The 13,302-nt window shown below is 64.7% G+C and carries 13 protein-coding genes; 10 read left to right on the forward strand and 3 right to left on the reverse strand.

Features of this window, described 5'->3' with window-relative positions:
• Nucleotides 1-54: 54 nt before the first annotated feature.
• Together AWC03_RS22460 and AWC03_RS22465 are read left to right on the forward strand one after the other, a co-directional pair.
• A complete protein-coding gene (locus AWC03_RS22460) occupies nt 55-882 on the forward strand; it encodes a mycofactocin-coupled SDR family oxidoreductase (RefSeq protein WP_085242900.1) in 828 nt (275 codons plus the stop codon).
• 117 nt (nt 883-999) lie between these two features.
• Nucleotides 1,000-1,617, forward strand: a complete 618-nt coding sequence (locus AWC03_RS22465) for an isochorismatase family protein (protein ID WP_085242901.1) — start codon at nt 1,000-1,002, stop codon at nt 1,615-1,617.
• Between the two features lie 56 nt (nt 1,618-1,673).
• Here the strand turns inward: AWC03_RS22465 and AWC03_RS22470 are convergent, their stop codons facing one another.
• Nucleotides 1,674-2,495, reverse strand: coding sequence for an SDR family NAD(P)-dependent oxidoreductase (locus AWC03_RS22470; RefSeq protein WP_085242902.1), 822 nt, complete (start codon nt 2,493-2,495; stop codon nt 1,674-1,676).
• Nucleotides 2,496-2,836: 341 nt separating this feature from the next.
• Here AWC03_RS22470 and AWC03_RS22475 point away from each other — a divergent pair, with 341 nt between their 5' ends.
• Together AWC03_RS22475 and AWC03_RS22480 are read left to right on the forward strand one after the other, a co-directional pair.
• Nucleotides 2,837-3,835: an LLM class flavin-dependent oxidoreductase gene (locus AWC03_RS22475; RefSeq protein WP_085242903.1), complete on the forward strand. Its 999-nt coding sequence runs from the start codon at nt 2,837-2,839 to the stop codon at nt 3,833-3,835.
• A 327-nt stretch (nt 3,836-4,162) separates the two neighbouring features.
• The gene (locus AWC03_RS22480; RefSeq protein WP_085242904.1) at nt 4,163-4,978 is read left to right on the forward strand and encodes a mycofactocin-coupled SDR family oxidoreductase; all 816 of its coding nucleotides are present in this window, start codon (nt 4,163-4,165) and stop codon (nt 4,976-4,978) included.
• A gap of 49 nt (nt 4,979-5,027) precedes the next feature.
• Here AWC03_RS22480 and AWC03_RS22485 read toward each other — a convergent pair whose 3' ends face one another.
• Nucleotides 5,028-6,560, reverse strand: coding sequence for a class I adenylate-forming enzyme family protein (locus AWC03_RS22485; protein ID WP_085242905.1), 1,533 nt, complete (start codon nt 6,558-6,560; stop codon nt 5,028-5,030).
• Between the two features lie 375 nt (nt 6,561-6,935).
• Between AWC03_RS22485 and AWC03_RS22490 the strand changes: the two genes are divergently transcribed.
• Entirely contained in the window at nt 6,936-7,319 is a 384-nt protein-coding gene (locus AWC03_RS22490) for a nuclear transport factor 2 family protein (protein ID WP_158089996.1), read from the forward strand.
• Between the two features lie 10 nt (nt 7,320-7,329).
• Here AWC03_RS22490 and AWC03_RS22495 read toward each other — a convergent pair whose 3' ends face one another.
• Complete coding sequence (locus AWC03_RS22495; protein ID WP_085242907.1) at nt 7,330-8,553, reverse strand: acyl-CoA dehydrogenase family protein; 1,224 nt, start codon at nt 8,551-8,553, stop codon at nt 7,330-7,332.
• An 89-nt stretch (nt 8,554-8,642) separates the two neighbouring features.
• Here AWC03_RS22495 and AWC03_RS27135 point away from each other — a divergent pair, with 89 nt between their 5' ends.
• The 5 genes from AWC03_RS27135 to AWC03_RS22530 all read left to right on the forward strand — a co-directional run bounded on the left by AWC03_RS27135 (nt 8,643) and on the right by AWC03_RS22530 (nt 13,302).
• A complete protein-coding gene (locus AWC03_RS27135; protein ID WP_158089997.1) occupies nt 8,643-9,779 on the forward strand; it encodes an acyl-CoA dehydrogenase family protein in 1,137 nt (378 codons plus the stop codon).
• 75 nt (nt 9,780-9,854) lie between these two features.
• Nucleotides 9,855-10,307, forward strand: a complete 453-nt coding sequence (locus AWC03_RS22515; RefSeq protein WP_085242909.1) for a MaoC family dehydratase — start codon at nt 9,855-9,857, stop codon at nt 10,305-10,307.
• A gap of 43 nt (nt 10,308-10,350) precedes the next feature.
• Nucleotides 10,351-11,112 (forward strand): SDR family NAD(P)-dependent oxidoreductase, encoded by a 762-nt coding sequence (locus tag AWC03_RS22520; protein WP_142278482.1) that lies wholly within the window; start codon nt 10,351-10,353, stop codon nt 11,110-11,112.
• Nucleotides 11,113-11,119: 7 nt separating this feature from the next.
• Complete coding sequence (locus AWC03_RS22525; RefSeq protein WP_085242910.1) at nt 11,120-12,250, forward strand: acyl-CoA dehydrogenase family protein; 1,131 nt, start codon at nt 11,120-11,122, stop codon at nt 12,248-12,250.
• The gene (locus tag AWC03_RS22530; RefSeq protein WP_085242911.1) at nt 12,247-13,302 is read left to right on the forward strand and encodes an acyl-CoA dehydrogenase family protein; all 1,056 of its coding nucleotides are present in this window, start codon (nt 12,247-12,249) and stop codon (nt 13,300-13,302) included. Before AWC03_RS22525 ends, AWC03_RS22530 begins: the two co-directional genes overlap by 4 nt.

Genomic DNA, 13,302 nt, shown 5'->3' on the forward strand with positions numbered 1-13,302 from the left:
CGCACCCTCAAGCCGCGTACCTCGATCACCAGCAGGCGACAAGAGGAGCAGGTCATGGCCGTACTCGATGGCCGGGTCGTTTTCATCACGGGTGCCGCACGGGGACAGGGCCGCTCGCACGCGGTCATGTGCGCCGAACAAGGCGCGAACATCGTCGGGGTGGACATCTGCCGTGACCTTGACGCGGTGCCCTACACGTTGGGAACTGCCGACGAGCTTGACGAGACAGCACACCTGGTCGAAAAGACCGGCCAGACTATGCTAGTCGGGACAGCGGACGTGCGCGATAAGGAAGCGCTACAGCAAGCCTTCGACGCCGGGGTGGCCCGTTTCGGCCACATCGATACGGTGATCGCCAATGCCGGTGTGATCCTGACCAACCCAGACGAGCGTGACGCTGCCGAATCGCTGCGGCTCGGAATCGACATCATGTTGATCGGTGTCTGGAACACCTTCCAGGTGGCGATCCCCCATCTCCGGGCACGCGGCCTTGGCGGCAATCTCGTGGCGACCAGCTCGACGGCGGCTCTGCTGGACCTCACCGACGGCCGTGGCGGCTCAGACGCCTACCTGATGTCCAAGCTGGCGATCACCGGCCTGGTGCGTGCCTACGCCAAACTCCTTGCACCCGAAGGCATCCGCGTCAACGCGGTGGCACCAACCGACTGCGCAACACCGATGATCACCGAAAACCCGGCACTGTTCAAGATGATCGAAGACAACCCCCACCTTGCCAATGAGATGCAGACAGCCCTATCAGACCTGCCGATGATCGAACCGCGCGACGTCAGCAACGCGATCCTGTCCTTGATCTCGGACGCGGGGCGCTGGTTCACTGGCAGCGTGCTGAAGGTCCACGCCGGCATGGACGTCCGCCGCTAGCGCAGCCCCCGTATCTGATGCCGAACTCGCATGGTCAGAGAGCGCGTACTCGATTGCGGCGCAGTCGACTAACTTCGACCCCAGCCCTAGCAACTCCAGATACACCTGAGGATCTCAATGTCACCATCGCCGCTCACGCCTGACGATCCCGCGACTGTCGCAGTAGTGTGCATCGAATGCCAGCAAGGCGTTCTCGGACCAAAGTCGGTCTTGCCGGCTTTGGCGGCCGACATCGGCGGACTCGTTCCGGCTCTGGGCCGAGTGCTCGACGCCGCCCGCGGCGCAGGCGTGCACGTCGTTCACGCCACCTACGTAGGCCCGTTGCCGGGAAGCTCCCCCACCGGGACCGCGCGGATATGGCGGGCATTGGGACCGGCCACCTCTGGGTGGACGCCCGATAGCCCAGAGTCACACGTCATTCCCGAATTGCTGGCAGCAAGCGATTTCGTGCTGCCCCGCCACCACGGTCTGTTTCCCACCCTGGGCACCGAACTGCTACCCCTGCTGCGGGATCTCGGTGTCGGTACGATCGTCCTGACCGGTGTATCGCTCAATTTGGCGTTACCCATCACCGCGGGGCATGCCAGCCAGGCCGGATTCAACCTCGTCGTCCCGCGTGATGCTGTCGGCGGAACCCCGACCGGCTACGCCGAACAGGTACTGGAGAACACTATCGGCCTGCTGGCACGGCTTACGACGGTCAACGACCTCGTCGCGGAGTGGGCCCGCCACTAGCCGGCCCGCGACATCCCTCGGCGGCCGCGCGGTGTCGCTGTGACGCTTCAGGCTTTTCAGTCGTGGTCAGGCTGGCCCGCGAGCAGATCGCGCATCTGCGAGTAGACGATCTTCGCTGATCGGGCGGGCATGAGCCGGGAGAGTTTGTCCAGTAGGACCGAATCGGCACCGATGAACACGTGGTAGGAACACTTTTCGATGCCGCGGACGATCTTGGCCGCCGCGACCGGCGATGGGGTCATCCTCATCGTTGCCGCCGTCGCCGCGTTCTCCGCCGCTGTCATCGCACCCGAATTGACCGCAATGCTGGTGGCGATGGCTCCCGGGAAGACCACGCTGACGCCAACGTTGGTGTCGCGCAGTTCGGAGTTGAGTCCTTCCATCAGTAGCTTCACTGCGGCCTTCGAGGCGCCGTAGATCGTTTGCCCCGGTACCGGCACGAATGAACCCATGCTCGACACCGCCGTGATGTGAGCCTCGGGACGCTTTAACAACACAGGCAAGAATGCCTTCGTCATGTTCAGAATGCCGTAGAAGTTGATGTCCATGATCCGTTCGATCTCGGTGAACTCCAGGTCGTTGACGCGCGCAAAGCGATGGATGACGCCGGCGACGTTGACGAGACCGTCGACGACGCCGTGCTCCTGGGCCACGGAATCGGGCAGCGACGACACCGCCATCCGATCGGTGACATCCAGGATGTGGGTGGAGATCCGGTCAGAGTGGTTGCGGCCGAGCGCGGCCGTCTCCTGCAGCGCAGTTGCGTTGTTGCCGACGGCGGCGACTCGTGCGCCCTTGCCTGCCAACGCGAAGACCACATCGCGACCAATGCCGCTCCCGGCCCCGGTCACGACAAATACCTTGCCCTTGATGATCAAATCCCGGCCACCTCACGACGTTTGGCCTTGGCGCACCTCGTCTGGTGATGTACGCGCGATCACTGCATCATACGGAATTGTGCCCCTGCGCCAGTGCTGATTTCGAGTGGCCCGAGACTCGGGTATCGGTCGAGACGTCGGGCGCGACGGGAAGTTGACGACACTGCGAGTAAGCGGCTACCCGGTTGTGAGACTCAAGAAGCCGGTGCGCAGCGGGTCGGTCCGCAACCGTCGCCGCGGGATGGGGGCGATGGACGCCCGTTGTGGTCCTGGCGATCACCGGTACTATGCTCACGTAGCTTACTAGGTTAGTCAGCACCGATGGATTGAGAATCGAGAAGATGAAGTGGGGATTGCCCTGGCCGGGCCCGCAGCGTGCCGCTGAGGCGGAGACCGCCGGAGCCGGCGCATTCTGCGCGGGTGAATTCAGCGACCTCAACGCCTACGTCACTTCGGCCGAAATGGCGCTGGCGACAACTGAGGCGGTGGTCGGTCCCGGTATCGCCTACGCGTTCGCCCGCTCACCGTTTGTGCACGCCTCCGCCGTCCGCCATCTGTCCAAAATCGCCCCCGGAAGGGTGTTCTTGGGCCTCGGCTCGGGAACATCGCGGATGAACCGGGATTGGTTCGGTGTACAGGCCGACCACCCAGCACCTCGGATGGCCGAACTCGTCGAGGTGATCCGGGCATTCCTGGAGGCCGAGAACGGCGAGACGATCCACTACTGCGGCCAGTACTACAACATCGAGGCCGACATCCGCGCGCCGGTCCTCGGCCGGCTCGACGTGCCAATCCTGATCGGGGCCTTCAACAAGATCATGTTGCGCACCGCGGGCCGCACCGCCGACGGCGTGCTCGGTCACGGCATCTTCACCGACCGCTGGTGGGACGAAGTCGTCGACCCTGAGCTTGCCCTCGGTGCGGCGTCGTCGGGGCGGGACGCCGCCGCCCTGCAGCGATGGGGCTGGCTGATAACCGCGATCGACGACAGCGACCCGCAGCGGGCCACCCGCGAAGCCCGCCTGCAGATCGCGTTTTATCTCACCGTCCGCACCTACGACTCGCTGGTCGAATTGCACGGATGGCACGACCAGGTCGCCGCGATCCGCGGCGCGTTCCGCAGCGGCCGCCCGGACACGATCGCCGAGCACGTCACCGATGACATGCTCTGGGCGATCGCGGTCTGCGGCGACACCGGCCAGGCCCGCGAGATGCTGAAGTCCCGCACCGCGTTGCCCGACACCGCTTTCCTGTCGCCACCGAGTTTTCTGGTCGGCCGCCGCCGGCGATCTGACTACGACGCTGCCGCGGTTCGCTTCGCCGCCGCGAACGTCGGGTAGCTACGGTCGCCAGGACCGGTAACCGATGCCGAGCGGTGCAGCACGACGAACAAATCCCTCGGCCTCGACGTGTACCTCGTCCGTCATTGCCCATTTTTCTGGCAGTTAACTGCCATTGCACGTGAAATATTATTTTTTATAGTGGGTTAGGTCGCTGCTGGTCTATTGACGTATGACATGCGACTGTCATATTTTGAGCGCGACAGTCCTGATGGGATCCGGACCGACATTTCGCAGTGCTGCGGTAACACCGCAGCCGGTGTGCTGGTTCACCCAGCGGTGCCGGGTGAATCCGGTGTTGGGTGCGGAGAAAGTGAGAGCAGAAATATGGGTCGACTGGACGATCGGGTCGCGTTCATCACCGGAGCCGCGCGGGGTCAGGGTCGCGCACATGCCGTACGGCTGGCCGGCGACGGTTGCGACATCATCGCGCTGGACATCTGTGCCGACATCGACACGATCGACTACCCGAACGCTCGGCCGTCGGATCTGGAGGAGACAGTCAAACTCGTCGAGAACACCGGCCGCAGGATCGTCGCTCATCAGGGCGACGTGCGCGATCATGATGCCGTCAATGCCGTTGTCGCCGCCGGACTCGCGGAATTCGGTCGCCTTGACATCGTGATCGCCAATGCCGGCATCATCCGCCTCACGTCGGGGGGAGACGACCGCCAGGTGTTCCGGGACGTCATCGATGTCGACCTGATCGGCGCGTGGAACACGGTGCACGCGGCGATTCCGGCGCTAATCGACGGTGGCCGTGGGGGTTCCATCGTCATCACCAGTTCCAGTGCCGGCCTGAAGGGCACCGGAACGGACGTGACCGGCGCGCTTGCCTATACCGCCGCAAAACGTGGCCTTGTCGGCATGATGCAGGTGTGGGCAAACGACCTGGGCAAGCATTCCATCCGCGTCAACACCATTCACCCCACGGGCGTGGCCACCGGGATGGTGATGAACGAGACGATGCAGAAGATGTTCGAGTCTGGCGATCCCGGTCTGGCCGCCATGCAGAACGTGCTGCCCATTCCGGTGCTTGCGCCCGAGGACATCGCAAATGCGGTGGCATTCCTGGTCTCCGATGAGGCCAAGTTCATTACGGGTACAGCCTGGCCACTCGATGCCGGTTTCGCCGTGCGCTGAGGCCGACACGCGGTCCGGTCCGCTCGGCCTGACCGCGCCCGCCGATCGGCTAACCGTTGCTGACCTCGGTGCGGATGCGCTTCTTGTCAATCTTGCCGCTAGGTAGCACGGGCAGTTCGTCGACGATGACGAGCCGGCGCGGCACCTTGTAGGACGCCAGGTTCTCGCGGACGACTTCCTGGGCCCGGACGAGGCTGAGCCCGGCGCCGGGCCGGAGCACGACGACAGCGGTGACCGCTTCTCCCCAGCGCGGATCCGGCGTTCCGACCACGGCGCAGCTCACCACCTCGTCGAGGCCAGACAATACGTCCTCGACCTCGGGCGAGTAGACATTCTCACCGCCGGTGATGATGACATCCTTTTTCCGGTCAACCAAGTACAGCAGTCCGTGCTCGTCGAACCGTCCGATATCACCGGTGTGGCACCACCCGTCCCGCAGCGTCGCGAGGGTGGCCGGTTGATCATTCCAGTAACCACGAAACACCGTATCGGCCCGCACGACGATTTCCCCGGGCTCACCCTGCGTCACGTCGGATCCGTCCGCACCGAGGATGCGCACCGAGATACCCGGAAACGGAAACCCGACCGATCCCAACCGGCGTACGCCTGCCGGCGTGTCCGGCGAATGTAATTCACGCGGCAGACTCGACACGATGCATTCGGTTTGGCCGTAGAGGTTGAGAAATCCGGCGTCTGGCATGGTCTGTATCGCTTGACGCAGCGTTGGCGCGGGCATCGGCGCGGCCGAATAGAGCACCGTGCGCACGTTTTCGAGTCCGGCCTGGGCGCCGCGTTCGTCCAACAGCGTCTGCAGCATGACCGGGGCCAGGTGCAGCAGGGTGATGCGTTCGGTCTTGGCCAACCCGATCGCTTCACGCGGATCGAACTGCCGTTGCAGCACCACCGATCCCCCGCGGGCGTGCAGCGCACCGATGATCGCGATCGCGCCGAAGTGAAACATCGGCATGTTGATGAGCGCGCGGTCGTCGCAGCCGGTGCGCATCTCAGCGTTGGCCGCGAAGGCGATTCGGCACAGCTCCTTCTGCCCGAGCATGCAACACTTCGACGGTCCGGTGGTCCCACTGGTGAAAAGCAGGCACGCGATGTCGTCGGGCCGCGCCACCAACGGCGGATCCGATGCGACACCTTGGGCGATGAAATCCTCGTACCCCACCATTCCCGACGCGGGCTGCCCACCGATGGAAACGACCTGGCGAAGTCCGCTCAATTGGGCAGCGCAGTCGTTGACGAGCGGGGCGAATTCCTCATCGCAGAACACGATCGACGGCGTCACCCGGCGCAGGGCATCGAGTACTTCTGACTTGGAGAACCGAAAGCTGACCGTTGCCAGCGTGATACCGCTGAGCTGAGTCGCGGCCAGCAACTCGCCGAATTCAATACTGTTGCGTCCAAGCACGGCAATCCGGTCCTGGCGTCGAACACCGAGGTCCACCATCGCCGATATCAGTTGAAGACTTCGTTGGCGTAACTCGCGGTGGGTGACCGCACGCGAGCCGAGCCGGTAGGCGGCAACATCGGGGAACCGCTCGGCGTTGTCGGCGACGATGTCGCCCATCGTCATCCCCGCCTCAGCTACGAGACGACGCGGTCTCACCCGTGGGGTTGCAGGCTGGGCGGGACTGGTGCCCGCGGGAATCTTCTGAGCTGTGTGGTGATCACGCCCGCTCAGTGCCCTACCGCCGTATTGTTGGTCCACAGTTCCTACTGTCGTGAGATATCGCGTGCGAGCACATCGGGTGGAGTTCGGCACATCCGACCCGATGTACCTGGCATTTTCGTCGAGTTGCTAGTAGCGTGCTGGCTGCTCGACGGGTCGCTGGGCTTCCTCGCGACAGTCCCCGACCCGCGCGTCGTATGAGCCGCGGTACGGATCCGGGGGCTTTGGAGGGAGCTCGAAATGGTTGACGTCACAGGCGATTCGCAGCACACCGACACGGTGACGCGGCTGTTGAGCCACTTCTCGGCGGGTGACTTCGACCAAGCCATCGCCTTATTCTCCGACGACATCGAAGTACGGCTGCCATTCCAGGATGAACGCACCGGGTTTTGGTCACATGCCGGTGGTAAAGACAAGGTTCGGCAGCTTTTCGCCGGGGTGGCTAGTCTGTTCGACCCCCATCCGCTGTACATCGACGAACTCCTTTCGGCAACAGACGGCAAGACCGTGATCGCCAAATATCACGGCGATTTCGCTGCCCGGAAAACCGGGAAGCCGTACCGGAACTCCTACATCGCCGTGTTCGAATTCAATGACGGCATGATCCGGTCGTGGACCGAATTCCACAACCCCATCGTGTTGGCCGAGGCGTTGCGCCCCTAGGGGGGTGGTGCTACGTCGCACGTGTCTCACGTGGCAGCCCGAGAATGCGCTCCGCGATGATGTTGCGCTGGATCTCTGAAGTGCCGGCATAGATGGTGCCCGCCATCGCATTGCACAGGTGAACAGATAGCCACGAGCTGGAATCGTTAGGCGCACCGGCGTCGTCGGCTCGGTAAAAGCGCATAGGAATGTCGCCCTCCCAATACAGCGCATCACGGCCGAGTATGTCGACCGCCAACCGCGTCGTGCCCTGGTGGTATTCGCTCCAATACAGTTTCGACACCGACGCCTCAGGGCCCAGGGTTCCGTCGCGCATGTAGGAGGCAAGGATCTTGTCCCCCATCGCCTTCATCACCGCAACCCCGAGATAGGCGCGCCCGAGGCGCTCCCGAGTACCGGGCTGTTGGTCGGCGCCGCGCTGCTTGGCCATCTCAAATACCCGCCCCAGCTCGTGGGCGAACAGGATCGGGTTGACCGCCGCTTCCTCGCCCCGCTCGTGGCTCAGGAGGGAATTGGCCACCCGCCAACCGTCGTTGACTTCGCCCACAACCAGATCCGCCGCGGTGCGCGCGTCGTTGAAGAAGACCTCGCAGAACTCCTTGGCGCCGTTGAGCATGGTGATCGGTCGAACATCGACACCCGGCTGATCCATCGGCATGAGCAACATGGAGATGCCTTTGGTCTTCGGCGCATCCGGCTGGGTGCGCGCCAGCAGGAACATCCAGTTTGCATTGCTCGCGTTTGACGTCCAGATCTTCTGGCCATCGATGTGCCATTCGTCCCCGTCCAGCGTGGCGCGGGTGCGCAGGCTGGCGAGATCCGAACCCGCCTCGGGCTCGGAGTACCCTTGGCACCACACATCCTCGCCGCTGATGATTCGTGGCAGGAAGCGAGACTTCTGATCGTGAGTTCCCCACGCGGCCAGCGTGTTTCCGATGAGCTTGACCGACACGGTATCCCCCGGCGTCCCGACAGGGACCCCTGCCCGGGAGAACTCCTCGACAACCACGAGGTGGTCGATTTTGGTCAGGCCGCGCCCGCCGTATTCGACCGGCCAGGTGACGCCGATCAGTCTGGCTTGCCCGATGAGCCGCCGCCAGCGGCTGACGAACTCGCGCCGCTGCGGTGCCAGGAGGGCGCCGACCCCGGCCCAATCCGCTGGCAGGTTGTCGTGGAGAAAGGCGCGGACCTCATTACGGAAGCCAGCGGTTTCGCCCGGCCGTTCCTGAGTCATCGATACCCCAAAGCATCCCGTCCAATAATCATCTATACATTAGACTATATTCGCCCTATCGCGGGCCGACGTCGCACGAGGAGGAACCGGTGGCCGTGCTTACCGACGAAGACCGGATCGAGTTCCGGCTCTGGGTTCGCGATGGCCTGCAGCGACTGGCTCCGCTGCCGCAGACCCGCAGTCTTGCCGAGTGCGGGCGACGTGCCGACCCTGACCTGGTCAAGAGCCTCGCGGAGCTGGGCATCTTCGGATTCGCAGTTCCCGAACAGTACGGCGGCGCCGATGCCGGGGCGTCGGGGTTGGCCGCGTTTCTGATCGAGGCGGGGCGCTGCCTGTTGCCGGTGCCGTATCTAAGCAGTGCCGTGCTCGCGCCCGCTGCGATCCGATGGGCCCAGGCCGAGACACAGTTCGCCGAGTTGCTGGCCGGCATCGCCGAGGGTGCGGTGCGGGTGGCACTCAGGGTAGGGCCGCTTGATGACGCATCGCCGCGGGTCACCCGGGAGGGCGATGTGTGGCGGCTGACCGGGGACGAGCCGACAGTGCTCGAGGCCGACGTGGCCGACTGGTTCATCGTTGCCGCCCACACCGACACCGGTGTCGGGATCTTTGTCGTCGACCGCGCCGACTCCGGGGTTGAGGTCACCAATCTCGGCTCCCTCGATGTGACCCGGCCGGTGGCGGCCGTGAGCTGGCGACAGGCGCTCGCCGTTCCGCTGGGGCCGATGGGCAATAGCGCGCCGGCGGGGACACTGCTGACCCGGCTGCAGGACCTCACACGCTTGGCCGTGGCGGCCGACGCCGTCGGTGGCGCCCAGCACCTGCTCGACATATCGGTCGACTACGCCAAGACTCGGATCCAGTTCGGCCGTCCGATCGGCGCGTTCCAGGCCATCAAGCACCGCTGCGCCGATCTATACGTGGCGGTGCAGGCCGCCACCGCGGCCGTGGAAGCGGCCTTCGAGGGGCTCGACCAGCCGCGGTCGTCGGTGCCGGTGCCGGCAGCCGTTGCCGAGATCACCGCGCTCGAGGCGTACTGGCAGGCGGTGCGTACCGCCATGCAGATACACGGCGGCCTCGCCCTGACCTGGGAACATGAGATAGGGCTCTACGTGAAGCGGGCCACCGCGTCGCAACATCTGTTGGGCAACCCCGACCAGGAACTCGCGCGCCTGACCGACCTGGTGCTCGCCGCAGACTACGACGTGGTGCAAGGACTCATCGGATGAGTGCCCGCGGGCGCTGGACCGACCTGCAAGGGCGACAGCTATGACCGATCAACGCAATTCGACGAAAGGTGTGCCGTGCGCACAATAGAAGGCCCCGACGAACTGCGGTCCCTGGTGGGCCAAGAGCTCGGCGTCAGTGACTGGTTGGCCGTCGATCAAGACCGGATCAACCTGTTCGCCGACGCCACCGACGACCACCAGTGGATCCACGTCGATCCGGCGAAGGCCGCCGAAGGGCCGTTCGGCACAACGATCGCCCACGGTTACCTGACTTTGGCATTGCTTCCCCCGTTGATGAACAACATCTTCGAGGTGACCAACAAACGGATGGGCGTGAACTACGGACTCAATAAAGTCCGATTCCCGGCCCCGCTGCCCGTTGATTCCCTGGTCCGGGTTCGGCTCGGCATCGCCGCTGTCGAGGACGTGCCCGACGGTGTTCAGGTCGTGTGGCAGGCCACCGTGGAACGTCAGGGTGGTGACAAACCGGTCTGCGTCGCAGAGTCGATCACCCGCCTGTACTTCTGAGTGCTCCTGCACCACCGACACCGAAGCCATCAAGGAGGAATACATGTCAAACCCGGTGCGACTCGCTGACCGAGTCGCCGTGGTAACCGGTGCGGGTCAAGGGTTGGGCCGCGCGATCGCGATCCGTTACGCCGCCGAGGGCGCCCGGGTGGCCGTCGTTGACATCAACGAGTCGACGGCGCAGGGTGTAGCCGACGAGATCACCGCCAGCGGCGGTACGGCGATCGCCGTACCCTGTGATGTGTCGCAGCGCCGCGTCGTCAACGACGCCGCGGCGCGCATCGCCGCCGAGCTGGGAACGATCACAGTGCTGGTCAGCAATGCAGGGCTGACGCGCCCGGCGATGTTGTGGAAAATGACCGACGAGCAGTGGTCCACGGTGCTCGACATCCACCTCAACGGTTCGTTCTACTGGCTGCAGGCCGTCGTCCCGGGCATGCAGGAAGCCAAGAAGGGCCACATCATCTTCACGACCTCCTCGGCGGGCATCAACGGGACAATCGGGCAGATCAACTACGCCTCGGCCAAAGCCGCACTGCTGGGCATGACGCGGTCGGCCGCCCGCGAGCTCGCCGCCTACAACATCGTCGTCAACGCGGTGGCTCCCGCGGCGGCGACTCCGATGACCGAGAATCTGCGGAGCAACGAGAAACTCAATGACAATTACCTGCAACGGATTCCGTTGAAGCGGTGGGCCGATCCCGAAGAGATCGCCGGCACCTACGTATTCCTCGCCTCCGACGAGACCGATTACATGACCGGTCAGGTGCTCGCCATCGATGGCGGCCTAGTGATGGTCCGGTGAGCGGGCAGTGAGGCTGGAAGCAACCGACCTCAGCGTCGAGGAACTACGGCTTCGCGACGAAGTCCGCGCCTTTCTGGCGCAGCGACTTCCCGCCGGCAGCTACGACATCGGCCTCGGCTTCGCCGCCGCCAGCGACCCGGCATTCTCGGCTGACCTGGGTTCGCGGGGATGGCTGGGCATGGCGCTGCCCCGCGAGTACGGCGGCGGTGGGCGCACCGCCGTCGAGCGGCTCATCGTGGTCGAGGAGTTACTCGCGGTGGGAGCGCCCGTCGGCTGGCACTGGGTCGCGGACCGCCAATCGGGACCCAACATCGCCGCCAACGGCACCGAGGAGCAGAAGCGCTACTTCCTGCCGCGCATTTCCAGTGGTGAATTCTCCTTCGCGATCGGGATGAGCGAACCCGACGCGGGATCGGATCTCGCTTCGGTGCGCACCAAGGCCGTCCAGGTCGGCGGTGGGTGGATGCTCAACGGGACGAAGATCTGGACCTCGGGCGCCGCCGAGGCCACCCATCTATTGGGGTTGTTCCGCACATCCGAGGACCGCTACCGCGGGCTGACTCAGCTCATCGTCGATCGCAACGCCGAGGGCCTGACCGCCTCGCCGATCCCGTTCATCGATGGCACCCGCCACTTCTGTGAGGTGTCCTTCGAGGACGTGTTCGTTCCCGATTCAATGCGATTGGGCGAGGTGGGCGCCGGCTGGGGCCAGAACACCGCCGAGCTCGTGCTCGAACGCGGCGGCGTCGACCGGTGGATGTCGGTGATGCCGGTGCTGCAGCACTGGGCAGAAAACCTGTACGGCGCGGTGCCCGGGTGGGCACAGGCCGAATTGGGTTCGGTTACTGCACGCTGCTGGGGATTTCACGGATTGTCGCTGTCGATCGCCCGGGCGGTTGACCGAGGCGAGTCTCCCACCGTGGAGGCTGCCCTGGCCAAGGAGATGGCCACCCGATTCGAGCAGGAATGCATCGAGATCGTGCTGCGGCATTTCGGGCGCACACCCGAACTGACGTCCTCCGACCCGTATGAGTCGCTGCTCGCCAGGGCTGTCCTCACCGGGCCGGCGTTCACCATCCGAGGCGGCACCACCGAGATCCTGCGCAACATCATTGCGAAAGCGTTGGTCAAACCATGAGCCAAACCGTCCATCGCGATTCCGACCTCGTTGGGCTGGTCCGGGATTATTTCTCCAAGACCTTCACCCCCGAGGTCATCGCCGGCGTCGAACGTGACGGTCCCTCACCACAGCTTTGGCGCTCCGTCGACGAACTCGGTTTGCCCCTCGTCGGCATCGACGAGGACAGCGGCGGCTCTGGTGGATCACTGCTAGACCTGCTCGCGGTGATGGAGGGCGCCGGTCGCTATGCGGTGCCCCTGCCGCTGGCCGAAACCAGCCTCGCTGCCTACCTGTTGGCGCGGGCGGGGGCCGAGTTACCTGCCGGACCGCTTGCCGTCGTACCCGATCCGGGTGAACTCGCCCTTGCCGGCGGGCGACTGACCGGAACAGCAGCCCATGTTCCCTGGGTGCGTGGCGCCACCCGCATCGTGGCGGTGGTGCCCGATGAATCGGCCCGGGTACAGGTGGTCTCGATCAACCCCGAGCACCTCGATGTCACCGCGGGAGCCGACCTGGCCGGGATGCCGCGCGACACGATCCGGGCCCTCGACGTCGCGGTCAACTGCTACCCCGCCGAGACGGGTGTCGACGATGTCCTGCTGCGCGGAGCATTGCTGCGCGCAGCACAGATGGCCGGTGCGATCACTGCGGTGTTCGAACTGACCAAAACCTACGTTGGACAGCGGGTCCAGTTCGGCAAACCGATCGGTATCTTCCAAGCCGTCCAGGCGCACGTCGTGGAACTTGCCCAGGCGTCGGCGCTGACAGCACTGTCTGTCGACCGGGCCGGGGCCGCCGCCCTTCGGGGGCCGGGGTCGTTTGAGATCGTCGCGACGAAGTCGCTGGCCAACCGCCATGCCGGCCTGGTGACAAGGGCCGCCCACCAGGCGCACGGCGCGATTGGGATGACGCAGGAGTACTCCCTACAACTGTTTTCACGGCGCCTGCACACCTGGCGTGGTGACTTCGGCGACGAGACGACGCTGAACCTGCGCCTTGGCGCGGCCATAACTGAACGGGGCGGATTGACCTCTGCCGTGACATCCGCCGGTTCCACGATCGGAGTTTGA

Source organism: Mycobacterium europaeum, assembly GCF_002102155.1.
Classification (GTDB): Bacteria; Actinomycetota; Actinomycetes; order Mycobacteriales; family Mycobacteriaceae; genus Mycobacterium; species Mycobacterium europaeum.